Origin of the sequence: Aeromonas sp. QDB30 (assembly GCF_027707645.1) — a bacterium.
GTDB classification, from domain to species: Bacteria; Pseudomonadota; Gammaproteobacteria; order Enterobacterales; family Aeromonadaceae; genus Aeromonas; species Aeromonas caviae.
The window spans coordinates 26,249-52,938 of record NZ_JAPCIY010000024.1; the positions used below are offsets into that span (position 1 = coordinate 26,249).

The following is a 26,690-nucleotide window of genomic DNA, read 5'->3' on the forward strand; positions in this document are numbered from 1 at the left end:
GGACAGAGGAGCGGGCTCCACCCGCTCCGGCATTCACAGATGACCTGTATCAAGGAGTAAGCAATGAGCGAGATCTACCTGGGTGTGAACATCGACCATATCGCCACCCTGCGCAACGCCCGCGGCACCCAGTATCCGGATCCGGTACAGGCCGCCTTCGTGGCCGAGCAGGCCGGTGCCGATGGCATCACGGTCCACCTGCGGGAAGATCGCCGCCACATCACCGACCGGGACGTGGAGATCCTGCGCCAGACGATCCAGACCAGGATGAACCTGGAGATGGCGGTGACCGAGGAGATGATCGGCATCGCCTGCCGCATCAAGCCCCACTTCGTCTGCCTGGTGCCGGAGAAGCGCACCGAGGTGACCACCGAGGGTGGTCTGGACGTGGCGGGCCAGCTGGACAAGGTGACCGATGCGGTGACCCGTCTTGCGGCCGTCGGTGCTCAGGTATCCCTCTTCATCGATGCGGATCCGTTGCAGATCGATGCGGCCGCCGCGAGCGGTGCTCCCTTCATCGAGATCCACACCGGCCGCTACGCCGATGCCACCACGGATGCCGAGCGCAACGCCGAGTTCAAGCGCATCGCCGCAGGTGCTTCCTACGCCGCTGGCAAGGGCTTGAAGGTCAATGCGGGCCACGGTCTGCACTACCACAACGTTAAGGCTATCGCCGCCATCCCCGAGCTCTATGAGCTCAACATCGGTCACGCCATCATCGGTCGCGCCGCCTTCGACGGTCTGGCCAAGGCGGTCAGCGACATGCGTGCGCTGATGCAGGAAGCCCGTCAGGGGATCTGATGCCGCTTCGCAGGTATGAAAACCACAAGGGACGCTTCGGCGTCCCTTGTGGTTTTCAGGAGTGGAAGGCGGGGTGAACCCCGTGCTCATCTGGCATGGGGCCGGGCATCCGTGTGCAGAGGGCGAAAGGGAAGGGGCGTCTCAGCCTGGTTCCGGGAAGTAGCGCTCCAGCAGGGCGGTGAGGATGGCCTGGCACTCGGCATCCGGCTCGCCGGTGACCAGGGCAGGGCGAAAGTGAAGCTGGAAGGCGCGCAGGGCGGCGCGGCTCTGCTCATCCCAGGCGTCGTGCTGGGGTAGGCCGTAGCCGTAACGGGCAAGCTGCTGCTGCCATTGCAGCGCATCCCAGGGGATGAGCTGCGTCTGGCGCAGCTCGGCCACCCGGGCCTCGTCGGGCCAGGCGCCGACACCGTAGCGCAGGGCGAGCTCGCGCCAGGGAAACCGGGGGCCGGGATCCTGCTTGCGCTCGGGGGCGACATCGCTGTGGGCCAGCACCTGGGTGGGGGGGATCTGGTAGCGTTTGACCAGATCCCGGGCGAGGGCGCCGAGGGCGGCGATCTGGGCAGGAGGATAGGGTTGCCAGTGTCTCAGATGGGCTGGCAGGGCCGCGTCTTTCTCGTCATACCCGAGATTCACTATCTCGATGCCGAGCGAACTGGCGTTGAGCCCGGCGTAGTGATGCCAGCGACTGCGTCCGGCGTGCCAGGCCCGCTGGCTGTCGGGCACCAGCTGGTAGACCGGGAACGGTTGCTCGTCGGTGTCGCGGGGGATCAGGTAGTGGGCGCTCACCTTGTGCTCCGGCTCGGTCAGCAGGCGCAGGGAGCGGGCATCCTCTTCATCCGTGTAGTGCAGGATGAGAAAGGCGATGCGCTCGTTCTGGCTGGCGCTCTGATGATCCTGATTGAGACGATAGGGCGCAGGCTGGCAGGCGCCGAGCAGCAGGATGAGGGGCAGTGACCAGCGCCAGCGCACCGCGAACCGGCACGCGCCGCCGCTCGCCGACGGGCGTGGATCCAGCAGGCGGCGCCAGCCCATGGTCTAGCCTCGCACCTGGCCGGAGGCGGTCATCAGGGCCCGGGCCTGTATTTGGTGGTGAGGCCAATCAGGAAGTTGCGCAGGATCTGATCCCCGCAATCCTGATAGTGCTTGTGATCCCTGGCGCGGAACAGGGCGCTCAGCTCGGACTTGGAGAGGTTGAAGTTCGCGAGCTTGAGGGTGCCCAGCATCTCCTCTTCCTTGTAGTTGAGGCCGATGCGCAGCTTGCGCAGGATCAGGTTGTTGTTGATCCGGTTCGGGATCACCTGGGGCGGGGCATCTTCCCGCACACCGCGGCGCAGGGCGATGAAGCCGTCGAGGAACTGGCTCAGTGCCGAGTCCGGGCAGGCGGCGAAGCCCGCTTCCTGTGCCTCGCCCTCTTCGGCCTCTTTCATCAGCCAGCCGTGCAACTGGGCATGGGTGATGGTCAGGTTGCCCTTGGCAAAGATCTCGACCATCTGGTCGTTGCTGATGCTGAGGGCATAGCGCAGGCGGCGCAGAATATCGTTGTTGGTCATGTTGACTCCTGTGGAAACGGCGCAGATGTTACCACCTGCCGCCTGTCCAGTCAGAAAAAGCGCCTCAGTCGGTCAGGGCCAGGTAGCGGGGGGCCTCCTGCCTCACCTGCTCCAGGGCATCCTGCAGCTCCAGCAATTCGGGTTCCAGATCGCTCACGGCGACCCCGTCGCGCAGCTGCTGCTCGAGCTGGGAGAGCAGGCGTTGCAGACCCGGCACCCCGGAGTAGGCGCAGCCACCGTTGAGGCGGTGGAGCTGGGCCAGCACGTCTGCATCGTCGGCACTCCCTTCCAGCGCCGCCGCCAGGATGGGCTCCACCTCGTCGAAGCTGGCCAGCAGCATGGTCAGCATCTCCCGGGCGAGGGCTGGCTTGCCGGCGGCCTGACGCACGGCGAGGGGCCAGTCTATCTGCTGATCCCCGTGATTCTGGTGCCGCCGGTGGGCGAAGTCGGTGATGAGCTGCGCCAGCATCCCCTCGTCGATGGGTTTGGCCAGGTAGTCGTCCATGCCCTGGCGAATGAGGCGCTCCCGCTCACCGGGAATGGCATGGGCGGTGACCGCGACGATGGGGGTCTCGGTGTTGAGGGAGTGGTGGCGGATCGCCTGGGTGGCGCTGATGCCGTCCATGACGGGCATCTGGATATCCATGAAGATGATGTCGAACGGCTGGCTCTGGGCCAGGTTGACCGCCTCCTTGCCGTTCTTGCACACCACCACCTCGGTCACCATCTCCTTGAGCATGGCGGCGATGAGCTTGAGGTTGGCGGCGTTGTCATCCACCGCCAGCACCTTGACCGCCTGCACGCTGCGCGGCGTCGGCGCGGGCAGGGGGGCACGGCGTACCGCCTCGGGGGAGAGCAGAGCGTGCAGCAACTTGCGATGGTTGATGGGCTTGGAGAGGCAGTGGACGGCGCCGTGGGCCAGCATGGCGTCGTAGAGGGCCGGCTCGTGGCTGCTGAGCAGCACTATGGTGTTCTGCTGGCCGTCCAGTCCGTCGAGACGGGCAATCACCTGCTGCGGGCTGTGCAGGGTGCTGCTGCCGATGAGCACCATGTCCTGGCTGCTCATCGGGGGCCACTCCTCGTCCACCGTCAGGGAGTGCACATCCAGGTGCCACTCTCCCAGCAGGGCAAGCAGGGAGGCGTGAGTGAAGGGATCCGGCTCCAGCAGCCAGACCCGCTTGCCCTGGATGCGATCCAGCGGAAGCCGCTCGCTCTGGGGCAGGGGCGAGACATCCAGATCGAGGTGGAACGAGAAGACCGACCCCTTGCCGAGTTCGGATTCGAAGCGGATCTGGCCCCCCATCTGCTGCACCAGCTTCTGGGTGATGACGAGCCCGAGCCCGGTGCCCCCATAGCGGCGGGAGATGGAGGAGTCTGCCTGGTTGAAGGCCTGGAACAACTGGCGTTGCTGCTCTTCCGAGATGCCGATGCCGGTATCGCGAATCAGCACCCGCAGGCGCACCTTGTTGCCGTTCGATTCCCCGGTCTGCTCGACACGCACGTCCACGTTGCCGCGCTCGGTGAACTTGATGGCGTTGCCGGTGAGGTTGGTGAGCACCTGCTGCAGACGCATGGGGTCGCCGGTGAGGTAGTCCGGCACGGCGGCATCCACCTGGAGGGAGAGTTCGAGCTGCTTGTCGTGGGCGCTCGGCCCCAGCAGGTGCATGGTCTCGTTGAGGGTGTCCCGCAGGCTGAAGGGGATGTGCTCGAGCTGCAGCTTGCCCGCCTCCAGCTTGGAGAAGTCGAGGATGTCGTTGATGATCCCAAGGAGGTTGCGCGCCGACTTCTCGATGGTCTGCATGTAGTCGGTCTGGCTCGGGGTCAGGCTGGTCTTGAGCAGTTGGCGGGTGAAGCCGATGACCCCGTTGAGAGGGGTGCGCAGCTCGTGGGACATGTTGGCGAGGAACTCGGACTTGACCCTGGCCGCCTCCTGGGCGCGCTTCTTCGCCATGTCGAGCTCGACGTTCTGGATCTCGATCTGCTCGAGGGTCTCCCGCAGATCCGACGTCGCCTGATCGATGTTCTGCTGCATCTCCTCGTGATATTCGGAGAGCGCCTTGGCCATGGCGTTGATGCCGTTCTTGAGCATGTCCAGCTCGCCAGTGAGCTGGCCGCTGACCCGGGTATCGAGTCGCCCCTCCCTGATCCGGTGCACCGCCTGCACCATGTCGGTGATGGGCTGGGTCACGCTCTTGACCAGACGGAAGCCGAACAGGGCGCTGATGGCCAGCCCGATGAGCACGATGATGACCGCGAAGAAGGCGTCGCGGTACTGCAGGACGATGGCCCTGTCCGTGGCGAGTTGCATGGAGATGTAGCCAATGACCGGCGGCTCCAGATCGCTTGGCAGCGGGAAGCCGTCCAGGCTGGTCTCTGCCTGGATGGGGGTGCGCAGTATGATGTCATCGCCGTTGACGGAGACGCTGGTCAGGGCCGGGATGACGCTGCCGTCCGGCAGACGAAGCTGGCTGAAGTCCCTGTGGTAGTTGGACGTCACGAACAGCTGGTTCTCCTGGGTGAAGACGGCGATGGACTTGATGAAGGGCGAGTTCTTGCGATGGGTGAGCCCGATCAGCCGCTTGAGGGATTCGCGGCTGTGCTGTGTCATGCCGTATTCGCTGGCGATGGCCAGGGGCTCGATGATGTTGATGCCCTGATCGATGAGGTTGTTTTCCAGCTGCTGATAGCGGTGGAAAGTGAAATAGCCGGCGATGAGGCCGCCGATGATGAGGGTCGGCAAGATGGTGAAGGCCAGCACCCGGGCCCTGAGACCGTACTTGGTCATGCCGCCGACCCGCCTTTCGCAAGAGAAGCCATGACCCGGGGCGCATGCAGGCACCGGGGTCGGGCAGGCAATACAGTCACTGTCGCTGTACGGGGTCTCAGGCCGTATCCGGTCATATCAATGGGCCACTTTTGGTCAGAATGGACGATGGGGCGGATGCCGCGGCTGGGGCCCTCAGGCCGTATTTGGTCATACGATTATTCTTGTGGGACAATGGTCTGCCGCAGATTCCACAATCATGACATAGCCACCTATAGGCACCAAGTTTTATGGCCCAGTTTTTCAAGCCCCAAAAGAAATCCACCCAGCCCCAACGTATTGAATTTACGGTAGACAGTCTGGATCACCACTGTGTCGGCGTCGGCCGTCATCAGGGCAAGGCCATCTTCGTCGAAGGGGCGCTGCCCGGCGAGGCCATCAAGGCCCGCATCATCGACGACAAGAAGCACTATGCCCACGCCGCCCTGCAACAGGTGGTGACCCCGGCGGCCAACCGGGTCGCCCCCTTCTGCGACCACTATCGCGAGTGTGGCGGTTGCAGTGCCCAGCACCTGGGAGAGGGAGATCAACTGGCGGCCAAGGAGGCGGGACTGGTCAGCCTGTTCGAGCGCCTTGGCAACATCCAGGCGCCTACGCTGGCACCTGCGCTGACGGGAGAGTCCCGCGCCTACCGCCGGGTCTGCCGTCTGGCCATCAAGTTTGACAAGAACGGTCGCTGCACCCGGGTTGGCTTTCGTCGTCGCCAGTCGAACGATCTGGTAGAGATTGCCGGCTGCCCTGTGCTGGCCGAGCCCCTCTCCGCCCTTATCGCCCCTCTGCGCGAATGCCTCAACCGGCTGAAGAGCCAGCGCGAACTGGGCCATGCGGAACTCATTCAGGGGGAGCAGGGCATTCTGATGCTGCTGCGCCACACCGGTCGCCCCACCGAGGCGGATCGGGCGCACTTGACCGAGTTTGCCACCGCCCAGGGGATAGACCTCTATCTGCAGGCGGCGGACGAGCAGATCGAACCTCTGCGTCAACAGTCTCAGCCAAGTTACACGCTGGATGGCCTGTCTCTTGCATTCGCTCCCGGCGACTTCATCCAGGTCAACGGGCCCGTCAACCAGCGCATGGTGGAGCAGGCATTGAGCTGGCTCGACGCAGGTAAGGATGACAAGGTGCTGGACCTCTTCTGCGGCATCGGCAACTTCACCCTGCCGCTGGCCCGTCAGGCCCGCGAAGTGGTGGGGGTGGAAGGGGAGCTCGCCATGGTGACGCGTGCACAGGAGAATGCTCGCCGCAACGGCATCGACAACGCCCGCTTCTACAAGGCGGACTTGAGCGGCGACATCGTGGGCATGTCCTGGGCCCGGGAAGGGTTCGATCTGGTGCTGCTGGATCCGGCCAGACCCGGGGCGCTGGAGGTGATGAGCCACGTGGTGGCACTTTCCCCCAAACGGGTGGTCTATGTTTCCTGTAACCCGGTCACCCTGGCCCGTGACAGTCAGGTGCTGGTGCAGGGGGGCTACAAGCTGACCCGTCTGGGGATGCTGGACATGTTCCCCCACACTGGTCATCTGGAGTCCATGGCGCTGTTCGAACGGGGCTGAGTCGAGGCGACCGCATTATTCTGGATGAATCAAGATGCGGTCGTGATGATTTTTCGATGTGCATGATGCTGCCAGAGTGAGGTAAAACAGGTGTTTCTCGCTGCCTTCAACGGGCAGGGCAGCATGCGGTTATCTTGGTTTTCCAGCGGCGGCAGCGCTGTTTGAGCGGGAGTGATTAGGGTAATCTAGGTCGTCGATAGTGGATCGGATGCGGGGAAGAGCCCTGTCACCTTGCGCGGTGACATGCCTTGAAAACTCTTTCATGCATCCCCATTTGAGGCAGTCATCAGTTGATGAGGGGATGAGGAGAGCATCGGCTTTCGACCCCACACTTTTAAGGATTGATACCATGGTTGCGGTGCGCGATATTCATTTGAAAGACAATTTCACTCTGGATGAGTGGGTCAGTTCCCTTACCCTGAGTGAAAGTGACAAGAATCAGCTGCGAACCGTCTACCAGTATTGCCTGACCCTGGGTGACGAAGCGCTCACCAACCGCCTGCTGGTGCGCGGGGTCGAGATGGTGGGCATCCTGCTGATGCTCAGCATGGATCTCGCCACCCTCAAGGCCGCCATTCTCTATCCCTTCGTCGAAGCCGGTCTCATCAGCCAGGAAAAGGTGAACGAGGACTTCGGCCCCAAGATCGCCAAGCTGGTGGAAGGGGTGCTGGAGATGGAGGCCATCCGCTCCCTGCAAACCCTTCACCGCAGCGAAACCTCGCCGGAGCAGGTGGACAACGTGCGCCGCATGCTGCTCGCCATGGTCGAGGACGTGCGCGCCGTGGTCATCAAGCTGGCGGAGCGCATCGCCTGCCTGCGTGAGGCGAAGAAGGCGGATGAGGAGACCCGGGTGCTGATGGCCCAGGAGATCACCAACATCTATGCCCCCCTTGCGAACCGCCTCGGTATCGGTCAGCTCAAGTGGGAGCTCGAGGATCTCGCCTTCCGCTACCTGCACCCGGACACCTACAAGCAGATCGCCAAGCAACTGGACGAGAAACGGCTCGACCGCGAGCGCTACATCCGTGAATTCGTGCAGTCTCTGCGCGATGCCCTGGCCGAGGCCGGCGTCGAGGCCGAGGTCTATGGCCGACCGAAACACATCTACAGCATCTGGCGCAAGATGCAGAAGAAGCACCTCGAATTCAACGAGCTGTTCGATGTGCGCGCGGTGCGGGTGATCACCAAGCGGCTGCAGGATTGCTACGCGGCGCTCGGTATCGTTCACACCCATTTCCACCATATTCCCCGCGAATTTGACGACTATGTCGCCAACCCCAAGCCCAATGGCTACCAGTCCATCCACACCGTGGTGGTGGGGGAGGAGGGCAAGACGGTGGAGATCCAGATCCGTACCGAGCAGATGCATCAGGATGCGGAGCTCGGTGTGGCCGCGCACTGGCGCTACAAGGAAGGGGCCCAGGCCGCTGCGAAGACCAGCACCTTCGAAGACAAGATCGAATGGCTGCGCAAACTCCTCGCCTGGCAGGAGGATCTCTCGGAGAGCGGCTCCTTGCTGGACGATCTGCGCAGTCAGGTGTTCGAGGACAGGGTTTATGTCTTCACTCCCAAGGGCGATGTCATCGACCTGCCGGCAGGGGCGACGCCGCTCGACTTCGCCTATCACGTGCACAGCATGATCGGTCACCGCTGCATCGGCACCAAGATCGACGGTCGTATCGTGCCCTTCACCTATACGCTGCAGACCGGCGACCAGGTGGAGGTGATCACCCAGAAGGAGCCGAACCCGAGCCGCGACTGGATGAACCCGAACGCCGGCTTCCTGCGCTCCAGCCGGGCGCGGGCGAAGGTGGCCACCTGGTTCAGAAAGCTGGACCGGGACAAGAACATCGCCGCCGGCAAGGAGCTGCTGGAGAAAGAGCTGGACAGACACAACCTCACCCTCTCCAAGGTGGACAAGGTGGTGCTGGAGCGCTTCCATGCGGAGGAGCTGGAAGATTTGCTGGCCGGTATTGGCAGCGGCGACATCCGCATCAACCAGCTGCTCAATTATCTGGACACCCGCTACAACAAGCCGACGGCGGAAGAAGAAGATCGCCGTCTGCTGGAGAAGCTGGAGCAGAAGGCCAATGTGCCCTTCCGCCCCAAACCCAAGGATCACATCGTGGTGGAAGGGGTGGGCAACCTGATGACTCACATCGCCCGCTGCTGCCAGCCCATCCCGGGGGACGCCATCCAGGGCTTCATCACCATGGGACGGGGGGTTTCCATCCACCGGGAGGATTGCGAGCAGCTCAAGGAGCTGTCGCGTCGCAACCCGGAGCGCCTGATCGATGCGGTCTGGGGGGAGAACTACTCCGGCGGTTACGGTCTCACCATCCGCATTCTCTCCAACGACAGATCCGGCCTGCTGCGCGACATCACCACCGTGCTCGCCAACGAGAAGATCAACGTGATGGGAGTGCGTTCGCGCTCCAACGTGCGCGAGCAGACCGCCGAAATAGACATGGAGCTGGAGATTTACAACATCAACGCCTTCAACCGGGCGTTGGCCAAGCTCAGTCAGCTCAACGACGTGATCAGCGCCAAGCGGCTGTAATGCTCAACCGACCGGCCCCAGTGGCCGGTCTGCATTTTCTCCCTCCTTGTAGAGCATTGAAGACGGATATCATGCGCCCCATCTCCGGCCGCCATGGCTCCACATCATGTGGAGCCATGGCGTGAGTGGATATTCATGAACCCCATTTACCGAATCGAAAGTGAGTTGCCCATGTCCCAACGCTACGACCTTCCCCAACTGCTCGACATCATGGCCAGATTGCGTGACCCGAACGGGGGCTGCCCCTGGGATCTCAAGCAGAGCTTCCAGACCATAGTGCCGCACACCCTGGAGGAGGCCTACGAGGTGGCGGATGCCATCGAGAGCGAAGATTGGCAAGGGCTGAAGGGGGAACTCGGTGATCTGCTGTTCCAGGTCGTGTTCTATGCCCAGCTCGGCAAGGAGCAGGGATTGTTCGATTTTGCCGACATCGTCGATACCGTGAGCGAGAAGCTCATTCGCCGCCACCCCCATGTCTTCTCCGATGCCGACCTCGGTGACGAGCAGGCGGTAAAAGCGAACTGGGAGGCGGAAAAGGCCAAAGAGCGGGCCGCGCTCGACAAGGAGAGCGTGCTGGACGATATCCCCCTCTCCCTGCCTGCCCTGACCCGTGCCGCCAAGATCCAGAAGCGCTGCGCCACCGTCGGTTTCGACTGGAAGACCCTGGGGCCCGTGGTGGACAAGATCCACGAGGAGATCGACGAGGTGATGGAAGAGGCGCTGATGGTCGACGTGGACGAGGCTCGGGTGAGCGACGAGCTCGGCGATCTGTTGTTTGCCACCGTCAACCTGGTGCGCCATCTGGGCAAGGATCCCGAGCAGGTGCTGCGGGCTGCCAACACCAAGTTTGAGCGTCGTTTTCGTCAGGTTGAACACTTTATTGCCGCAGAAGGTCTGAAAATGACGGATTGCTCCCTGGAGAAGCTGGACGAGGCCTGGAACAAGGCCAAGGAAACCGAGCAAAGTTGATTTGGCGCAAGACGGGGCGGCGGGGAGCCTGATAGATTTTTGTTCATTGTTTGGGAGTGGGGGTTTTGGTATACTGTTTCCCCGTCCTGCTTCATCCCCGAAGCACCCCTTAAAATTCCCTAAACTTCTTTCAGGTTCAGCATGACGACCAAATATATTTTTGTGACTGGTGGCGTTGTTTCATCCCTCGGCAAAGGTATTGCCGCAGCTTCTCTGGCAGCCATTCTGGAAGCCCGTGGTCTGGATGTGACCATCATGAAACTGGACCCGTACATCAACGTGGATCCGGGCACCATGAGCCCGACCCAGCATGGTGAAGTGTTCGTAACCGAGGACGGGGCCGAAACCGATCTGGATTTGGGTCACTACGAGCGTTTCATCCGCACCAAGATGACCCGCCGCAACAACTTCACCACCGGCCGCATCTATGCAGACGTGCTGCGCAAGGAGCGTCGTGGTGACTATCTGGGCGCCACCATCCAGGTGATCCCGCACATCACCAACGCCATCAAGGAGCGGGTGATTGCCGGTGCCGAAGGTCATCAGGTTGCCATCGTCGAAGTGGGCGGTACCGTGGGCGACATCGAGTCCCTGCCGTTCCTTGAAGCCATTCGTCAGCTGGCGGCCATCGTGGGTCGCAACAATGCCATGTTCATGCACCTGACCCTGGTTCCTTACCTGGCCGCCGCCGGCGAGGTGAAGACCAAGCCGACCCAGCACTCCGTGAAGGAGCTGCTCTCCATCGGTATCCAGCCTGATGTGCTGATCTGCCGCTCCGACCGCGCCATTCCGGCCAACGAGCGTGCCAAGATCGCCCTGTTCTGCAACGTGCCCGAGCGCGCCGTCATCTCCATGAAGGATGTCGACTCCATCTACAAGATCCCGGCGCTGCTGAAATCCCAGGGTCTGGACGGCTACATCACCGAGCGCTTCGGCATCGAGTGCAAAGAAGCCGACCTGGCCGAGTGGGAACAGGTCATCTATGAAGAGGCCAACCCGACTGCCGAAGTCACCATCGGCATGGTGGGCAAGTATGTCTCCCTGCCGGATGCCTACAAGTCCGTCAACGAAGCGCTCAAGCACGGTGGCCTGAAGACCCGTCTCTCCGTCAACATCAAGTACATCGACTCCCAGGACATCGAGACCCGTGGCGCCGAGCTGCTGGAAGGTCTGGATGCGATCCTGGTACCGGGTGGCTTCGGCGAGCGCGGTGTGGAAGGCAAGATCCTGGCCGCCAAATATGCCCGCGAGAACAAGATCCCGTACCTCGGTATCTGCCTGGGCATGCAGGTTGCCTTGATCGAATACGCCCGCAACGTGGCGGGCATGGAAGGGGCTCACTCCTCCGAGTTCAAGAAAGACAGCCCTTACCCCGTGGTCGGTCTCATCACCGAGTGGGTGGATGACGAAGGCAACGTCGAGACCCGGACCGAGAAGTCCGATCTGGGCGGTACCATGCGTCTGGGCTCCCAGCTCTGCCACCTGGTGGAAGACTCCAAGGTGCGTCAGATGTACGGCAGCCCGACCATTTACGAGCGCCACCGTCACCGTTATGAAGTGAACAACAAGCTGCTGCCGCAGATTGAAGCGGCAGGTCTGAAGGTGACCGGTCTCTCCGCCGACAAGAAGCTGGTGGAAATCATCGAGATCCCGGATCACCCCTGGTTCGTGGCCGCGCAGTTCCACCCGGAGTTCACCTCGACTCCCCGTGATGGCCACGCCCTGTTCGCCGGTTTTGTGAAGGCGGCGGGCGAGTATCAGAAGCGTAATTTGAAGTAATTGAAAATAAATGCGGTTGGGGCTCTGTGCCACAGCCGCTTTTTTTGGCATATTTTTGTTGTTTTTTTACGAAACCTGAGGAAATACACATGTCCAAGATCGTTAAAGTGATCGGTCGTGAAATCATCGACTCCCGTGGTAACCCGACCGTTGAGGCCGAAGTTCACCTGGAAGGTGGTTTTGTTGGTATGGCAGCCGCTCCGTCTGGCGCGTCCACCGGTTCCCGCGAAGCGCTGGAACTGCGTGACGGCGACAAGAGCCGTTTCCTGGGTAAAGGCGTGCTGAAAGCCATCGAAGCTGTCAACGGCCCGATCGCTCAGGCTCTGCTGGGTAAAGATGCCAAGGACCAGGCCACTGTCGACCAGATCATGATCGACCTCGACGGTACCGAGAACAAATCCAAGTTCGGCGCCAACGCCATCCTGGCTGTTTCCCTGGCCAACGCCAAAGCTGCCGCTGCTGCCAAAGGCATGCCGCTGTACGCCCACATCGCCGAGCTGAATGGCACCCCGGGTGTCTACTCCATGCCGCTGCCCATGATGAACATCATCAACGGTGGTGAGCACGCCGACAACAACGTCGACATCCAGGAGTTCATGATCCAGCCGGTTGGCGCCAAGACCCTGAAAGAAGCCGTTCGCATGGGCGCAGAAGTGTTCCACAACCTGGCCAAAGTGCTGAAGTCCAAGGGCTACAACACTGCCGTCGGTGACGAAGGTGGTTTCGCTCCGAACCTGAAATCCAACGCCGAAGCGCTGGAAGTGATCGCTGAAGCCGTTGCCGCTGCCGGTTACAAACTGGGCACCGACATCACCCTGGCCATGGACTGCGCTGCGTCCGAGTTCTACGACGCAGAGAAGAAAGAGTACAACCTGAAGGGCGAAGGTCGTATCTTCACCTCCAACGGTTTCTCCGACTTCCTGGCTGACCTGACCACCAAGTTCCCGATCGTCTCCATCGAAGATGGCCTGGACGAATCCGACTGGGAAGGCTTCGCCTACCAGACCGCCGAACTGGGCAAGAAAATCCAGATCGTGGGTGACGACCTGTTCGTAACCAACACCAAGATCCTGAAGCGCGGTATCGACAACGGCATCGCCAACTCCATCCTGATCAAGTTCAACCAGATCGGTTCCCTGACCGAAACTCTGGCTGCCATCAAGATGGCCAAAGACGCTGGCTACACTGCCGTCATCTCCCACCGCTCCGGTGAGACCGAAGATGCGACCATCGCCGACCTAGCTGTGGGTACCGCTGCTGGCCAGATCAAGACCGGCTCCATGAGCCGTTCTGACCGTGTTGCCAAGTACAACCAGCTGATCCGTATCGAAGAAGCCCTGGGTGCCAAGGCTCCGTTCCGTGGTCTGAAAGAAGTGAAGAACCAGGCTTAATTTTCGCCTGCGTTCATGCTTCACAAAGCCCCGCCATCTGGCGGGGCTTTTTCGTTCTGCGCTTATGGGCGTGTGCGAACTGCATTTTTTATTCCGACCAACCCATCCGGCACACAGGCTTTCTTTTGTCTTGCCTGCGAATATGGGAAACTAGGCCGCTTGAAGGAGACTCAGTGCATGCGGCTACTCACTCTTATCCTGCTCCTCCTGTTGGGAGGGCTGCAATATGACCTCTGGCTGGGGAAAAACGGCCTCTCCGACTATCGGGAACTCTCCACCGCCATCGAGCGGCAGCAACAGGACAACCTGGTACTCAAGGACCGCAACAGCCTGATTTACCGGGAAATCGACGATCTTACCTCTGGCCTTGAGGCCATCGAGGAGTTGTCGCGCAACGATCTTGGCTACATCAAGCAGGGCGAGACCTTCTACCGAATCATTCCCAAAGAAAAGGATCAGGTGACGGAGCCTGATGGTGCCCCCTACGATGACTGATAGCCTGAGCGGCCTGACCGCCATCGTCCCGGCTGCCGGTATTGGCAGTCGCATGGGGGCCAGTTGCCCCAAGCAGTACCTGTCCCTGGCAGGGAAATGCATTCTGGAGCACACCCTGGAGCGTCTGCTCTCCCATCCCGCCATCGCCCGTGTGATCGTGGCGCTGGCGCCCCACGACCGCTGGTTTGAGACCTTGACCGTGGCCACCGATCCGCGGGTGCTGCGAGTGGAAGGGGGAAGCGAGCGCGCCTTCTCCGTGCTCAATGCGTTGCACGTGGCAGAAGGGGAGTGGGCACTGGTGCATGACGCCGCCCGGCCCTGTCTGACCCACGAGGATCTCGATGCGCTCATTGCTGCCGCCATGGCCTCTGGCGGTGCCATCCTCGGCAGCCGGGTGCGCGATACCATGAAGCGCACCGATGCGGCCGGCAATATCCTCGCCACCGTGGATCGCGAGCAGCTCTGGCATGCCCTGACGCCCCAGATGTTTTTGGTCCGCCCCCTCAAGCGGGCGCTGGAGGAGGGGCTGGCGCTCGGCGCTGCCATCACCGATGAAGCCTCCGCCATGGAACGCGCCGGTTTCCCCGTGCGCATGGTGGAAGGGCGGGCCGACAACATCAAGGTGACCCGGCCGGAAGATCTCTCCCTGGCCGGGCTCTATTTACAGCAACAACGTGCGTGCCGGTCGGCACGACCCGATTCATCCCCAGAGGAGCAGGCATGATCCGCACCGGACATGGTTTTGATGAGACAGATTTCCGTGTATTGAGGAGGGCGCAGGCATGATGCGGATCGGACATGGTTTTGATGTTCACAAGTTTGGCGGGGTCGGTCCCTGCATGCTGGGCGGGGTGGCGGTGCCCTATGAACAGGGCCTGCTGGCCCACTCCGATGGTGACGTGGTGCTGCATGCGGTGAGCGATGCCCTGCTGGGGGCCATCGGCGCTGGCGACATCGGCCGCCACTTCCCCGATACCGCCGCCGAATTCAAGGGCATCGACAGCCGCATCCTGCTGCGGGATGTCTTTGCCCGCGTGCAGCTCGCAGGTTATGCCATCGGCAACCTGGATGTGACCATCATCGCCCAGGCCCCCAAGATGGCCCCCCATATCGACGCCATGTGCGCCGTGCTGGCCGCGGATCTGCAATGTGATTTGAACCGGGTGAACGTCAAGGCGACCACTACCGAACAACTCGGATTCACGGGGCGCAAGGAAGGGATCGCCACCGAAGCCGTCGTCTTGCTGGTGAACAATGATGCTTGAACAACTTGCCTATCTGCACGGGACGCCCACTGCTCGCGGCATCCTCAAGGCCGAGGCCGCCGACTTCGTGGTCAATGAAGATCTCGGGTTCGAACCTTGCGGCGAGGGTGAACACATCTTCGTCCGGGTACGCAAAACCGGCGAGAATACTGCCTGGGTGGCTGGCCTGCTGGCCGATGCGGCCGGGGTTGCCCGCAATGCAGTGACCTGGGCTGGTCTGAAAGATCGCCATGCGGTGACCGAACAGTGGTTCGGCATCCATCTGCCGGGCAAGGGCGAGCCGGATCTCTCGGTCATCGAGAACGACAACATCCGGATCCTTGAGGTGAAGCGCCACAACAAGAAGCTGCGGGTCGGCTATCTCAAGGGCAACCACTTCACCCTGCGTCTCACCGGGCTGGAGCAGGCCGACGGGCTGGAATCCCGTTTGCAGGCGATAGCAACCCAGGGGGTGCCCAACTACTACGGCGAGCAGCGTTTCGGCCGAGGTGGCAACAACCTGGAGGCCGCCAAGGCGATGTTCGCCGGCAAACGGATCAAGGATCGCAACAAGCGCTCCCTCTATCTGTCCGCCGCCCGCAGCATGCTGTTCAATACCATCGTCAGCGCCCGCATCGAGCAGGGACTGGCCCATCAGCTGCTGGCCGGGGACTGCGTGATGCTCAAGGGCAGCCACTCCATCTTCAGCGAAGAGAGCGTGACTCCCGAGCTGGAGGCACGCCTTGCCTCCGGAGACGTGCAGCTGACCGCTCCCCAGTGGGGCCGTGGCCGTCTGGCGAGCCAGGGCGCTGCTGCCGAGTTCGAGCAAGAAGTGCTGGCTCCTTATGGTGACTGGTGCGAAGGACTGGAGAAAGCCGGGCTGGATCAGGACAGGCGCCCGCTGCTGCTCAAGCCGGAGCAGATGAGCTGGCAACGGGAGGACGAGGTGCTGACCCTGTCGTTCTTCCTGCCTGCCGGCGCCTTTGCCACCAGCGTGGTACGAGAGTTAATGCAGGCCGAAGAGGCCGATCACGGTTTCAGGAACTCAACCGATGCGAATTCTGGTCAGTAATGACGATGGGGTACACGCCGAGGGCATTCGCGCCCTCAGCGAGGCGTTGCGTGCCTGTGGCGAGGTCGTGGTGGTGGCACCGGATCGCAACCGCAGCGGTGCCAGCCACTCCCTGACGCTGGAAGTACCGCTGCGGGTCACCCGCCTCGATGCGTCCAGTTTTCACGGCATCAAGAGTTATGCGGTCAAGGGGACGCCGACCGACTGCGTTCATCTGGCGGTCAACGAACTGCTGCGCCCTGAGCCCGACATGGTGGTGGCCGGTATCAATCACGGGGCCAACCTGGGGGATGACGTCATCTACTCGGGGACGGTGGCTGCCGCGACGGAAGGGCGTCATCTGGGTTTCCCCTCCATCGCCGTATCGCTGGTGGGCAAGACTCATTTCGCCAGTGCGGCCCACTACGCCGCCCAGCTGGTGCGGGGGCTGATGGTGCATCCGTTGCCTGCGGATCAGATCCTCAACGTGAATGTGCCGGATCTGCCGCTCGAGCAGATCAAGGGGATCAGGGTGACGCGTCTTGGCAATCGCCACCGGGCGGAGTCGGTGATCCGCACCGAGGATCCCCGTGGTCAGCCCGTTTACTGGATTGGGCCCCCCGGCAACCAGCAGGATGCGGGAGAGGGAACGGACTTTGCCGCCATCGAGCAGGGTTATGTCTCCATCACTCCCCTGACCATCGACATGACGGCCTACGGCAGTCTGTCGACCCTGGGCGCGTGGCTGGATCTGCAGGGATGACGTTGTGATAGTACAGCGCCTGTTGAATCAACTGATTGCCCAGGATGTCCGCGATTTCCGCGTATTGGCGGCGATTGCGAAGGTGCCGCGCCAGCTGTTCGTGGATGAGGCCATGGCCCACAAGGCCTGGGACAATACGGCCCTGCCCATCGGCCATGGGCAGACCATCTCCCAGCCTTACATCGTGGCGCGCATGACCGAGCTGCTGATCCAGAACGATCCGGCCCATGTGCTGGAGATCGGGACGGGATCGGGCTACCAGACGGCGGTACTGGCCCACCTGGTGGAGCATGTCTACACCATGGAGCGGATCAAGTCGCTGCAGTTTCAGGCCCGGCGCAGATTGCGCCAGCTCGATCTGCACAATGTGTCGGCCAAGCACGGCAATGGGTGGCTAGGTTGGCCCAACAAGGGCCCTTTCGACGCCATTCTGGTGACGGCGGCGGCCAGTGAGGTCCCCAAGGCCCTGACCGATCAGCTGGCTGACGGTGGTCGTCTGGTGTTGCCGGTGGGTGATGGTCAGCAGACCCTGCAGCTCATCGAGCGATCGGGTTCCCAGCTCACCAGCCGGATCCTGGAGCCGGTACGTTTCGTTCCCCTGATTGACGGAGATGTCGAGTGAAGTTGTTTTCCCGCCTTTATGTTCTGGTGATGCAGTGGGCACGCCACAAGTATGCCCCCTGGTATCTGGCCATCACCGCCTTTATTGAATCCATCTTCTGGCCCATCCCGGTGGATGTGATGCTGGCGCCCATGGCGCTCGGCAAACCTCATCGCGCCTGGCACTATGCCGCGCTGGCCACTCTCTTTTCGGTGCTGGGCGCCCTGTTTGGTTATCTGCTCGGCTATGCCCTGTGGGAGCCAGTGGTGCAGCCGCTGGTGACCTCGGTTGGCTATGAGGACAAGATTGCCCTGGCCGAGCAGTGGTTCGCGCAGTGGGGCATCTGGGTTATTTTTATTGCCAGCTTCACGCCGATCCCCTACAAGGTGTTTACCGTCACGGCTGGCTTGCTCCACATGGCACTGTTGCCTTTCATCCTGACCTCTCTGATCGGTCGTGGCATGCGCTTCTTCCTGGTTGCAGGTCTGATGCGCTGGGGCGGCGAGAAGATGGAGCGCAAGCTGATGCACTATGTGGATGTGCTGGGCTGGCTCTGTATTGGTTTGGCCGTTGCGGCCTATTTCTGGTTTAGTCGTTAAGGATCCACTATGTGTTCGCGTGTTTGGCAAGGTAGCGGTGTCGTCGTGTTGTCATGGCTGCTGCTTGCCTGTTCCTCCAGCAAGACTGCGGCTCCGGTGCACAGCCTGGGCAATGATCAGGTCGCTTCGACCATCCCCGTGCGTCAAGGTATGACCAAGCCCGGCATTGCAGGCAACGGGTACACCGTGGTCAAAGGAGACACTCTCTACTCCATTGCATTTCGTTCTGGCATGGATGTGGCTTCGCTTATCAGCATCAATGGCATCACTCCCCCCTATAACATTTATCCCGGCCAGCAGCTCAGGCTCGATGGCGCTTCCGCCCCCATGGCGGTGGCAACCGTCGGCAGCCCTGTCAGTCGTGGCAGCGTGACGGGGTCTGGCAGTTACGAAGTGCGCCGTGGCGATACATTGAGCAGCATCGGTCGCCAGTTCGGTCTTTCCAACCAGGCCTTGGCCCAGCGCAACAACCTCCAGGCTCCTTATGCATTGCACGTGGGTCAGGTGCTCAATGTGGGGGGCGCGGGTTCCTCGGGTGGTCAGATGGTGGCAGCAACCACACCGGTTGTGACCAGCACGGGGCCCAAACCCCTGGCCACGGCTCCGGCAGGTACGACCACACCATTTATTGCTCAGAAAACGATTGCTCCTGCCTCGTCAACAGCATACGCTCAGGCGAAAGAACAAAAAACCGTCAGTTCCTCGTCAACACTCTCCTGGCATTGGCCGACCAAAGGGCGGATCGTTGAAGGCTTCTCCGTTGCGGAACAAGGCAACAAGGGCATCGACATTTCCGGCCAGAAGGGCCAACCCATTTACGCTGCGAGCAGCGGCAAAGTGGTCTATGCGGGCAGTGCACTGCGAGGTTATGGCAAGCTGATAATTCTCAAGCACAACGATGACTACCTCTCCGCCTACGCTCACAACGATGAGTTGAGGGTCAAGGAGGGAGACACCGTGAAGGGCGGAGCGGTTATCGCCAATATGGGTAGCACGGATGCGCCGGATGTGCGCTTGCACTTTGAAATCCGGTACAAAGGCAAGTCGATCAACCCGATGGGCTATTTGCCAAAGCGTTAACTCAGAGAGCTGAGTCTTACTCTGGTGTAGGTCAGGGAGAGATATCATGAGCCAAGAACAACTGGTAATGCAGGATGCAGAGTTAGAGTTCGACGAGGAGCTGGAGGTTCAGGAGGAAGAAGAGGTTCAGGAAGTGGCGGCCGAAGCCGAAGAAACCATTTCCGATGAACTGATGGCGCCCGAGCTGAACAAGGTAATGGACGCCACCCAGCTCTATCTGGGGGAGATAGGCTTCTCCCCCTTGCTCACGGCTGAAGAGGAAGTCTATTACGCCCGCCGTGCCCTGCGTGGCGACAAAGCGGCGCGCAAGCGCATGATCGAATCCAACCTGCGCCTGGTGGTCAAGATTGCCCGGCGCTACAACAACCGCGGCCTGGTGCTGCTGGATCTCATCGAAGAGGGCAACCTCGGCCTTATCCGCGCCGTCGAGAAGTTCGACCCCGAGCGAGGCTTCCGTTTCTCTACCTATGCCACCTGGTGGATCCGCCAGACCATAGAGCGGGCCATCATGAACCAGACCCGCACCATTCGTCTGCCCATCCATGTGGTCAAGGAGCTGAACGTCTATCTGCGCACTGCGCGCGAGCTTTCTCATCGTCTCGACCATGAGCCGACCGCCGAGGATATCGCCTCTGCACTGGATCGCTCTGTGGACGATGTGAATCGCATGCTCAAGCTCAACGAGAAGATCACCTCGGTGGATACTCCCATTGGTGGCGATCGCGACAAGGCGCTGCTGGATGTACTTTCCGACGAGCGCGGCATGGGGCCCGAGCTGGAATCCCAGGAAGATGACATGCGCAGCAGCATAGTGCATTGGCTGGAGGAGCTGAATCCCAAGCAGCGCGAAGTGCTGGCCCGCCGTTTCGGTCTGCTCGGCTATGAACCGGCCACCCTGGAAGACGTGGGCGCCGAGATTGGTTTGACCCGCGAGCGGGTGCGCCAGATCCAGGTGGAAGGGTTGCGCCGTCTGCGGGAAATCCTGCTGGGGCAGGGGCTCTCCATTGAGGCGCTGTTCCGCACCAATTAAACGGGTATGAATACCGTCATCAAGATGAAAAAGGGGCCGAAGGCCCCTTTCTTTTTGTCGTGGATCTTCCGGATCACACCGGATCCAGAGTGTCCAGCGGCCAGCGCGGCACGGCCTTGACGACGAGGGGTTCGAAGACTCCCGCCTTCAGGCGTTGCATGCCGGCATAGGCGATCATGGCGCCGTTGTCGGTGCAGTATTCGGTGCGCGGGTAGAAGACTTCACCTTTGAGGCTCTCCATCAGCTCGGCCAGCTGGGCGCGCAGATGACGGTTGGCGCTGACGCCGCCTGCCACGACCAGACGATTGAGACCGGTCTCTTTCAGGGCGCGACGGCACTTGATGGCCAGGGTGTCGACCACCGCATCCTCAAACGCCCGGGCGATGTCGGCACGGGTCTGCTCATCATCGCCGTTGGCGGTGATGGTGTTGGCGGCGAAGGTCTTGAGACCGGAGAAGCTCATGTCGAGCCCGGGACGGTCGGTCATGGGACGCGGGAAGGTAAAGCGTCCAGTGGTGCCCTTTTCTGCCAGCCGGGAGAGCAGCGGACCACCGGGGTAGTCCAGACCCATCAGCTTGGCGGTCTTGTCGAACGCCTCACCGGCGGCATCGTCGATCGATTCGCCCAGCAACTGGTAGCTGCCGATGCCATCGACCCGAACCAGCATGGAGTGCCCGCCGGAAACCAAGAGCGCCACGAAGGGGAACTCGGGGGCCTTCTCTTCCAGCATGGGGGCCAGCAGGTGACCTTCCATGTGGTGTACGGCGATGGCCGGCTTGTCCCAGGCCATGGCCAGCGAGCGGCCTATGGTCGCCCCGACCAGGATGGCGCCAACCAGACCTGGCCCCGCGGTATAGGCGATGCCATCGATGTCATCCTTGCCAAGTCCGGCCTCTTTCAAGGCGGCCTGGATCAAGGGGATCGTCTTGCGTACATGGTCCCGGCTGGCGAGCTCGGGAACGACGCCGCCGTAGTCCGCATGCAGCTTGACCTGGCTGTACAACTGGTGGGAAAGGATCCCTTTTTGATCATCGAAGATCGCGATCCCGGTTTCGTCACAGGATGTCTCTATGCCCAATACACGCATTGCTAAAAAATTTCACTGCTAAAATGAGACGGCTATGGTAACCTTCGCGGGTTTTTTAAACCAGAGCGATCTCTGCGGGTTTACTTTCATTCCCTGTCCAGAGTATAATTTCGCACCATTTTAAGACATGCTGATCGATTGAAGGTCAGCTAACAATTTATCACTGAGGTGAAAGGCACATGCCAGTAATCAAAGTCCGTGAAAATGAGCCGTTTGACGTTGCTCTGCGTCGCTTCAAGCGTTCTTGCGAAAAGGCCGGTATCCTGTCCGAAGTTCGTAGCCGTGAGTTCTACGAGAAGCCGACTACCATTCGCAAGCGCGCCAAAGCGTCCGCTGTCAAGCGTCACGCCAAGAAGCTGTCCCGCGAAAACGCACGTCGTATCCGCCTGTACTAATCAAGGGATCATGCCGTGTCTCTGAAGGATCAACTCAAGGATCAGCAAAAGCTCGCCATGCTTGCCAAAGACAAGCCTCGGTTGGGTGCTATCCGCTTGTTGATGGCAGAAATCAAGCAGCGTGAAGTCGATACCCGTGTCGAGCTCAATGATGAAGAGATCCTCGCCGTCGTGACCAAAATGGTCAAACAGCGTCGCGATTCCATCAGCCAGTTTGAAGCTGCCGGTCGCCAGGATCTCGCCGACAAAGAGTCCGCCGAGATCGTTGTGCTGCAGGAGTTCCTGCCACAACAGCTGACCGCAGACGAAATTGCCGCCCTGATCGAGCAAGCCATCACTGAAAGTGGTGCTGCCGTCATGGCTGACATGGGTAAAGTCATGGCTGTCTTGAAGCCAAAAATTCAGGGGCGTGCCGATGTCGGCGCCGTCAGTGCCCAGGTGAAAACCCGCTTGGCGTAACAGGCAACTCTCTTGTTTGGTCGAAGAAGCCGTGCTTCCCATTGGAATGCGCGGCTTTTTTATTTCCTATGCAATGAAACAGGACGGTTATGGCTGGCAGGATCCCGCAATCCTTTATCGATGATCTGCTCGTACGCACGGACATAGTCGAGTTGATCGACTCCCGTGTGCGGTTGAAGAAAGCCGGTAAGAACTACCAGGCTTGCTGCCCTTTTCATAACGAAAAAAGCCCCTCCTTTACCGTCAGCCAGGAGAAGCAGTTCTATCACTGTTTCGGTTGTGGTGCCCACGGCAATGCCATCGGCTTTGTCATGGAGTACGACGGCCTGGAATTCCCCGATGCCATCGAAGAGCTGGCAAGCCTGCACGGTATGCAGGTTCCCCGTGAGCAAACGGCGGGTGGATCAAGCCATAGCCAACCAGCCGTCAGCAAGGATCTGTTCGAGCTGATGAACCAGATTGCGCGCTTCTACGAGAGCAATCTCAAGAACGCGCCTCAGGCGGTGGAGTATCTGAAAGGCCGGGGCCTGACTGGCGAGGTGGTCAAGCGCTTCAACATCGGTTATGCCCCTGGGGACTGGGATCAGGTGCGTCGCCGCTTTGGCGCCAGTAGGGATCACGAACAACTGCTGATTTCGGGCGGTATGCTGATCCCCCGTGACAGCGGCCCGGGCAGCTACGATCGTTTCCGCGATCGCATCATGTTTCCGATCCGGGACAAACGCGGCCGGGTCATCGGCTTCGGTGGCCGAGTGTTGGGGGATGGCACGCCCAAGTACCTGAACTCCCCCGAAACCCCCATCTTCCACAAGGGGCGAGAGCTGTTCGGCCTTTATGAGGTCAAGCAGGCACACAAGGATCCGCGCCGGATCCTGGTGGTGGAAGGCTACATGGATGTGGTGGCGCTCGGCCAGTACGACATCGACTATGCGGTGGCGGCACTGGGGACTGCGACCACCAGCGATCACATCCACACCCTGTTCCGTACCACGGCAGAGGTGGTCTGTTGCTACGACGGCGACAACGCCGGTCGGGAAGCGGCCTGGCGGGCGCTGGATAACGCGCTCTCCCACCTGCAGGACGGCCGTGAACTCAAGTTCGTCTTTTTGCCGGATGGCGAGGATCCCGACTCGCTGGTACGCCAGATCGGCAAGGAGGGGTTCGAAGCGCTGCTCGACAAGGCCCAGTCGTTTGCGGATTTCATGTTCGAACGCCTCGGGCGCGATGCGGCTCTTTCCGGTGAGGCAGGCAAGTTTGAAGTGGCAAACAAGGCCGCTGAGCTGATTCGTCGGGTACCGGAAGGTTTCACGCGTGAGGGGTTGATTACCCGACTCTCCAGCATGATGCGCTGGGGAGAAAACAAGCAGCGGATTACCGAGCTGTTTGCCCGCAACAGCCAGCCCAAGGTGGAAGTCAACAAACCCAAGGCGACCAAGCTGACGCCGATCCGCAGGGCTCTGGCCCTGATGGTGCAGTATCCGGCGATCACCGCCGAGCTGCCGGCCATGCCCGAGTTGGCCGGGCTGCGCCTGCAGGGGATCCCTTTCCTGCTGCAACTGCACCAGCAGATCCTGATCCAGCCGGGAGTGACAACGGGTATCCTGCTGGAGCATTGGCGCGGTACCAAAGAGGGAGAAATCCTGGCCCAGCTGGCGATGCACGATTTGTTTGAAGAGGTAAAGCTCGACCAGGAGCCCGATATTCTGGGAGAATTACAGGATACCTTTGTCGGTTTCATCAACCTTTTCCTGAAGCAACGGATCGAAGAATTGCAGGCCAAGGTGGCGCAGGAAGGGCTAAGCTCTGAGGAAACTCAGGAGCTGATGATGCTGATCAGAGAGGTGCAGATTGAGAAAAGAAATGAGAGTGGGGCTTGATATTTGAGTGAGCAGTCCCAATATGAATAGCGTTGCCCGAATCGACGGGATTGAAAGCAAACACTTTATAACCACCTGGCCCCGACAACACTGCGGGCAGGGGTTTCTCATGACCGACGCCGCAACCAGACATAGCATGTCTGGCGGTTTTCTATTAGAATTGGCTATTTGCGCAGCAGCGCACTGTACGCGCAACCTAGCAACACCAACCGGATGAGTTCTATGGAGCAAACCCCGCAGTCTCAGCTTAAACTCCTCGTTGCCAAAGGTAAAGAACAGGGCTACCTGACCTATGCCGAGGTGAACGATCACCTCCCGCAAGACATTGTCGATTCAGACCAGATCGAAGACATCATCCAGATGATCAACGATATGGGCATTCAAGTGGTTGAAAACGCTCCGGATGCCGATGACCTTATCATGGCTGAAGGTGGTACCGCCGATGAGGACGCTGCCGAAGCAGCGGCCCAGGCTCTGGCATCTGTTGAATCTGAGATTGGTCGCACGACCGATCCCGTCCGCATGTACATGCGGGAAATGGGTACCGTCGAACTGCTGACCCGCGAAGGCGAGATCGACATCGCCAAGCGGATCGAAGACGGTATCAACCAGGTACAAAGCTCCGTCGCCGAGTACCCTGAAGCCATCACCTATCTGCTCGAACAGTACGACAAGTACGAAGCCGAGCAGCTTCGCCTGTCCGACATCATCTCCGGCTTCATCGATCCGAACGAAGTGGATGACGTGGCGCCGACCGCCACTCATATCGGCTCCGAGCTCAGCGAGGACGACCTCGCCGACGAAGACGAAGACGAAGATGAGGACGAAGACGAAGACGGTGACAACTCCGACGATGATGGCGACGGTGGCCCGGATCCGGAAGTCGCTCGCGAGAAATTCGGCGAACTGCGTGCCCAGTACGAGGTGACTCGTCTCTCCATTCAGCAGAATGGCCGCGCCCACGACGACACCCAGAATGCCATCGCCCAGCTGGCCGATGTCTTCCGTCAATTCCGCCTGATGCCCAAGCAGTTCGATCGCCTGGTCAACAACATGCGGGAGATGATGGAGCGTGTCCGCGTGCAGGAACGCATCATCATGAAGCTCTGCGTTGAGCAGGCCAAGATGCCGAAGAAGACCTTCGTCGCGGCCTTCACCAACAACGAGTGCGAAACTGCCTGGTTCGAATACCAGAAGCAGGCCGGCAAGGCGTGGTCTCCCCGTCTGCTCGAGATGGACGAAGAAGTACTGCGTTCCATCGGCAAGCTGCAGCAGATCGAAGAAGAGACCGGTCTGTCCATCGCCCAGATCAAGGACATCAACCGCCGCATGAGCATTGGTGAGGCCAAAGCCCGCCGTGCGAAGAAAGAGATGGTCGAGGCCAACTTGCGTCTGGTTATCTCCATCGCCAAGAAGTACACCAACCGCGGTCTGCAGTTCCTGGATCTGATCCAGGAGGGCAACATCGGTCTGATGAAGGCGGTCGACAAGTTCGAATATCGTCGCGGCTACAAGTTCTCGACCTATGCCACCTGGTGGATCCGTCAGGCCATTACCCGCTCCATCGCGGATCAGGCCCGTACCATCCGTATCCCGGTGCACATGATCGAGACCATCAACAAGCTCAACCGTATCTCCCGCCAGATGCTGCAGGAGATGGGTCGTGAACCGAACCCGGAAGAGCTGGCCATGCGCATGGGCATGCCGGAAGACAAGATCCGCAAGGTACTGAAAATCGCCAAGGAGCCCATCTCCATGGAGACGCCCATCGGTGATGACGAAGACTCCCACTTGGGCGACTTCATCGAAGATACCACCCTGGCTCTGCCAGCGGATGCGGCCACCAGCGAGAGCCTGCGCAACGCGACCCGCGAAGTGCTGGCCGGGCTGACCGCACGGGAAGCCAAGGTACTGCGCATGCGCTTCGGTATCGACATGAACACCGACCACACCCTCGAGGAAGTGGGCAAGCAGTTCGACGTCACCCGTGAGCGTATCCGTCAGATCGAAGCCAAGGCCTTGCGCAAACTGCGCCATCCGAGCCGCTCGGAAGTGCTGCGCAGCTTCCTGGACGAGTAGTCCCGGGTTTTGTCAGCCTGACATAGCAACAAAAAGCCCCGCCATGCGGCAATGCTGATCAGTTAAGGATCCATTGACCGATCCTTCTGCTGTAGGACAATCCGGAACCAATCACTGGTTCCGGATTTTTTTATGTCTATTGCAAACGATCTGAACGATGTTGTTGAGGCATCTGGCGACATGCTGGCTCGGCTGGCCATTTTTGCCGACCATATTCCCGACGAATGGATTACTGCCGCTGCCGCCTTGTCTGAAAAGGCCACTATCCGCCGACGCCGCTTACCTTCTGATATGGTCTTGTGGCTCGTCGTGGGGATGGCCTTTTTCCGCAATGAGCCCATCTCCGAGGTCGCTCGGCGCCTCAACATCTGTGCAGAAGGGTTGGCCAATGATGCCTTGCTCGCGGACAGTGCCCTGTCTCAGGCCCGTCAGCGACTCGGCAAACAGCCGCTCGAGTGGCTGTTCAAACAGTGCGCCGATGTGTGGGGGCGGGAACGTTATCC

Annotated in this window: 24 protein-coding genes; 20 read left to right on the forward strand and 4 right to left on the reverse strand. The window is 60.6% G+C overall.

Annotated features, from left to right (window positions below; genetic code table 11):
* The first annotated feature begins 63 nt into the window (after positions 1 to 63).
* Positions 64 to 801: a pyridoxine 5'-phosphate synthase gene (gene pdxJ / locus PG896_RS09650; RefSeq protein WP_010675636.1), complete on the forward strand. Its 738-nt coding sequence runs from the start codon at positions 64 to 66 to the stop codon at positions 799 to 801.
* Between the two features lie 141 nt (positions 802 to 942).
* Here the strand turns inward: pdxJ and PG896_RS09655 are convergent, their stop codons facing one another.
* From PG896_RS09655 to barA, 3 genes are all read right to left on the reverse strand, one after another.
* Positions 943 to 1,833, reverse strand: coding sequence for an N-acetylmuramoyl-L-alanine amidase (locus tag PG896_RS09655; protein WP_234924962.1), 891 nt, complete (start codon positions 1,831 to 1,833; stop codon positions 943 to 945).
* A gap of 32 nt (positions 1,834 to 1,865) precedes the next feature.
* The gene (locus tag PG896_RS09660) at positions 1,866 to 2,351 is read right to left on the reverse strand and encodes a DUF1456 family protein (RefSeq protein ID WP_109421794.1); all 486 of its coding nucleotides are present in this window, start codon (positions 2,349 to 2,351) and stop codon (positions 1,866 to 1,868) included.
* A 64-nt stretch (positions 2,352 to 2,415) separates the two neighbouring features.
* Positions 2,416 to 5,136: a two-component sensor histidine kinase BarA gene (gene barA, locus PG896_RS09665; RefSeq protein ID WP_045521991.1), complete on the reverse strand. Its 2,721-nt coding sequence runs from the start codon at positions 5,134 to 5,136 to the stop codon at positions 2,416 to 2,418.
* 269 nt (positions 5,137 to 5,405) lie between these two features.
* On the opposite strand from barA, the gene rlmD reads away from it, so the two are divergent.
* The 14 genes from rlmD (at position 5,406) to rpoS (ending at position 20,290) form a co-directional block, all read left to right on the forward strand.
* Positions 5,406 to 6,728 (forward strand): 23S rRNA (uracil(1939)-C(5))-methyltransferase RlmD, encoded by a 1,323-nt coding sequence (gene rlmD / locus PG896_RS09670; RefSeq protein WP_134996888.1) that lies wholly within the window; start codon positions 5,406 to 5,408, stop codon positions 6,726 to 6,728.
* 349 nt (positions 6,729 to 7,077) lie between these two features.
* Positions 7,078 to 9,288 (forward strand): GTP diphosphokinase, encoded by a 2,211-nt coding sequence (gene relA, locus PG896_RS09675; RefSeq protein WP_010675631.1) that lies wholly within the window; start codon positions 7,078 to 7,080, stop codon positions 9,286 to 9,288.
* Between the two features lie 171 nt (positions 9,289 to 9,459).
* Positions 9,460 to 10,257, forward strand: a complete 798-nt coding sequence (gene mazG / locus PG896_RS09680; protein ID WP_103858331.1) for a nucleoside triphosphate pyrophosphohydrolase — start codon at positions 9,460 to 9,462, stop codon at positions 10,255 to 10,257.
* Between the two features lie 141 nt (positions 10,258 to 10,398).
* Positions 10,399 to 12,036, forward strand: coding sequence for a glutamine hydrolyzing CTP synthase (gene pyrG / locus PG896_RS09685; RefSeq protein ID WP_039041042.1), 1,638 nt, complete (start codon positions 10,399 to 10,401; stop codon positions 12,034 to 12,036).
* An 89-nt stretch (positions 12,037 to 12,125) separates the two neighbouring features.
* The gene (gene eno, locus PG896_RS09690; RefSeq protein ID WP_043154803.1) at positions 12,126 to 13,427 is read left to right on the forward strand and encodes a phosphopyruvate hydratase; all 1,302 of its coding nucleotides are present in this window, start codon (positions 12,126 to 12,128) and stop codon (positions 13,425 to 13,427) included.
* Between the two features lie 177 nt (positions 13,428 to 13,604).
* A complete protein-coding gene (ftsB, locus tag PG896_RS09695; RefSeq protein WP_010675628.1) occupies positions 13,605 to 13,922 on the forward strand; it encodes a cell division protein FtsB in 318 nt (105 codons plus the stop codon).
* Entirely contained in the window at positions 13,915 to 14,646 is a 732-nt protein-coding gene (ispD, locus tag PG896_RS09700; RefSeq protein ID WP_048208397.1) for a 2-C-methyl-D-erythritol 4-phosphate cytidylyltransferase, read from the forward strand. Before ftsB ends, ispD begins: the two co-directional genes overlap by 8 nt.
* A gap of 58 nt (positions 14,647 to 14,704) precedes the next feature.
* Complete coding sequence (gene ispF / locus PG896_RS09705) at positions 14,705 to 15,187, forward strand: 2-C-methyl-D-erythritol 2,4-cyclodiphosphate synthase (RefSeq protein ID WP_143237093.1); 483 nt, start codon at positions 14,705 to 14,707, stop codon at positions 15,185 to 15,187.
* The gene (truD, locus tag PG896_RS09710) at positions 15,180 to 16,238 is read left to right on the forward strand and encodes a tRNA pseudouridine(13) synthase TruD (protein ID WP_182721883.1); all 1,059 of its coding nucleotides are present in this window, start codon (positions 15,180 to 15,182) and stop codon (positions 16,236 to 16,238) included. Before ispF ends, truD begins: the two co-directional genes overlap by 8 nt.
* The gene (surE, locus tag PG896_RS09715) at positions 16,219 to 16,980 is read left to right on the forward strand and encodes a 5'/3'-nucleotidase SurE (RefSeq protein WP_041211067.1); all 762 of its coding nucleotides are present in this window, start codon (positions 16,219 to 16,221) and stop codon (positions 16,978 to 16,980) included. Before truD ends, surE begins: the two co-directional genes overlap by 20 nt.
* Before the next feature lie 4 nt (positions 16,981 to 16,984).
* On the forward strand, positions 16,985 to 17,602 hold the full coding sequence (locus tag PG896_RS09720) for a protein-L-isoaspartate(D-aspartate) O-methyltransferase (RefSeq protein WP_010675623.1): 618 nt from the start codon (positions 16,985 to 16,987) through the stop codon (positions 17,600 to 17,602).
* On the forward strand, positions 17,599 to 18,180 hold the full coding sequence (locus PG896_RS09725) for a YqaA family protein (RefSeq protein ID WP_010675622.1): 582 nt from the start codon (positions 17,599 to 17,601) through the stop codon (positions 18,178 to 18,180). The genes PG896_RS09720 and PG896_RS09725 overlap by 4 nt, the downstream gene beginning before the upstream one ends.
* Before the next feature lie 9 nt (positions 18,181 to 18,189).
* Positions 18,190 to 19,260 carry a LysM peptidoglycan-binding domain-containing protein gene (locus tag PG896_RS09730; protein WP_010675621.1) on the forward strand — a complete coding sequence of 357 codons (1,071 nt, stop codon included), beginning with the start codon at positions 18,190 to 18,192 and terminating at the stop codon, positions 19,258 to 19,260.
* Positions 19,261 to 19,306: 46 nt separating this feature from the next.
* Positions 19,307 to 20,290, forward strand: a complete 984-nt coding sequence (gene rpoS / locus PG896_RS09735) for an RNA polymerase sigma factor RpoS (protein ID WP_010675620.1) — start codon at positions 19,307 to 19,309, stop codon at positions 20,288 to 20,290.
* A 73-nt stretch (positions 20,291 to 20,363) separates the two neighbouring features.
* On the opposite strand, the gene tsaD is transcribed toward rpoS, so the two are convergent.
* Positions 20,364 to 21,377, reverse strand: a complete 1,014-nt coding sequence (gene tsaD / locus PG896_RS09740) for a tRNA (adenosine(37)-N6)-threonylcarbamoyltransferase complex transferase subunit TsaD (protein WP_103243708.1) — start codon at positions 21,375 to 21,377, stop codon at positions 20,364 to 20,366.
* Positions 21,378 to 21,556: 179 nt separating this feature from the next.
* Here tsaD and rpsU point away from each other — a divergent pair, with 179 nt between their 5' ends.
* The 5 genes from rpsU to PG896_RS09765 form a co-directional block, all read left to right on the forward strand.
* A complete protein-coding gene (gene rpsU / locus PG896_RS09745; protein ID WP_005309452.1) occupies positions 21,557 to 21,772 on the forward strand; it encodes a 30S ribosomal protein S21 in 216 nt (71 codons plus the stop codon).
* A 15-nt stretch (positions 21,773 to 21,787) separates the two neighbouring features.
* The gene (locus PG896_RS09750) at positions 21,788 to 22,231 is read left to right on the forward strand and encodes a GatB/YqeY domain-containing protein (protein ID WP_010675618.1); all 444 of its coding nucleotides are present in this window, start codon (positions 21,788 to 21,790) and stop codon (positions 22,229 to 22,231) included.
* 89 nt (positions 22,232 to 22,320) lie between these two features.
* Complete coding sequence (gene dnaG, locus PG896_RS09755; protein ID WP_113068962.1) at positions 22,321 to 24,108, forward strand: DNA primase; 1,788 nt, start codon at positions 22,321 to 22,323, stop codon at positions 24,106 to 24,108.
* A gap of 183 nt (positions 24,109 to 24,291) precedes the next feature.
* The gene (gene rpoD, locus PG896_RS09760; RefSeq protein WP_263639565.1) at positions 24,292 to 26,187 is read left to right on the forward strand and encodes an RNA polymerase sigma factor RpoD; all 1,896 of its coding nucleotides are present in this window, start codon (positions 24,292 to 24,294) and stop codon (positions 26,185 to 26,187) included.
* A 132-nt stretch (positions 26,188 to 26,319) separates the two neighbouring features.
* Positions 26,320 to 26,690, forward strand: a 371-nt coding sequence (locus tag PG896_RS09765; protein WP_270835634.1) for a transposase domain-containing protein, incomplete at its 3' end; no start/stop codon positions are given.

Excerpts from the sequence above, each read along its gene's own strand:
- pdxJ (WP_010675636.1), top strand. The coding sequence starts at position 64 with ATGAGCGAGATCTACCTGGGTGTGAACATCGACCATATCGCCACCCTG.
- PG896_RS09655 (WP_234924962.1), bottom strand. The coding sequence starts at position 1,833 with ATGGGCTGGCGCCGCCTGCTGGATCCACGCCCGTCGGCGAGCGGCGGC.
- PG896_RS09660 (WP_109421794.1), bottom strand. The coding sequence starts at position 2,351 with ATGACCAACAACGATATTCTGCGCCGCCTGCGCTATGCCCTCAGCATC.
- barA (WP_045521991.1), bottom strand. The coding sequence starts at position 5,136 with ATGACCAAGTACGGTCTCAGGGCCCGGGTGCTGGCCTTCACCATCTTG.
- rlmD (WP_134996888.1), top strand. The coding sequence starts at position 5,406 with ATGGCCCAGTTTTTCAAGCCCCAAAAGAAATCCACCCAGCCCCAACGT.
- relA (WP_010675631.1), top strand. The coding sequence starts at position 7,078 with ATGGTTGCGGTGCGCGATATTCATTTGAAAGACAATTTCACTCTGGAT.
- mazG (WP_103858331.1), top strand. The coding sequence starts at position 9,460 with ATGTCCCAACGCTACGACCTTCCCCAACTGCTCGACATCATGGCCAGA.
- pyrG (WP_039041042.1), top strand. The coding sequence starts at position 10,399 with ATGACGACCAAATATATTTTTGTGACTGGTGGCGTTGTTTCATCCCTC.
- eno (WP_043154803.1), top strand. The coding sequence starts at position 12,126 with ATGTCCAAGATCGTTAAAGTGATCGGTCGTGAAATCATCGACTCCCGT.
- ftsB (WP_010675628.1), top strand. The coding sequence starts at position 13,605 with ATGCGGCTACTCACTCTTATCCTGCTCCTCCTGTTGGGAGGGCTGCAA.
- ispD (WP_048208397.1), top strand. The coding sequence starts at position 13,915 with ATGACTGATAGCCTGAGCGGCCTGACCGCCATCGTCCCGGCTGCCGGT.
- ispF (WP_143237093.1), top strand. The coding sequence starts at position 14,705 with ATGATGCGGATCGGACATGGTTTTGATGTTCACAAGTTTGGCGGGGTC.
- truD (WP_182721883.1), top strand. The coding sequence starts at position 15,180 with ATGCTTGAACAACTTGCCTATCTGCACGGGACGCCCACTGCTCGCGGC.
- surE (WP_041211067.1), top strand. The coding sequence starts at position 16,219 with ATGCGAATTCTGGTCAGTAATGACGATGGGGTACACGCCGAGGGCATT.
- PG896_RS09730 (WP_010675621.1), top strand. The coding sequence starts at position 18,190 with ATGTGTTCGCGTGTTTGGCAAGGTAGCGGTGTCGTCGTGTTGTCATGG.
- rpoS (WP_010675620.1), top strand. The coding sequence starts at position 19,307 with ATGAGCCAAGAACAACTGGTAATGCAGGATGCAGAGTTAGAGTTCGAC.
- tsaD (WP_103243708.1), bottom strand. The coding sequence starts at position 21,377 with ATGCGTGTATTGGGCATAGAGACATCCTGTGACGAAACCGGGATCGCG.
- rpsU (WP_005309452.1), top strand. The coding sequence starts at position 21,557 with ATGCCAGTAATCAAAGTCCGTGAAAATGAGCCGTTTGACGTTGCTCTG.
- dnaG (WP_113068962.1), top strand. The coding sequence starts at position 22,321 with ATGGCTGGCAGGATCCCGCAATCCTTTATCGATGATCTGCTCGTACGC.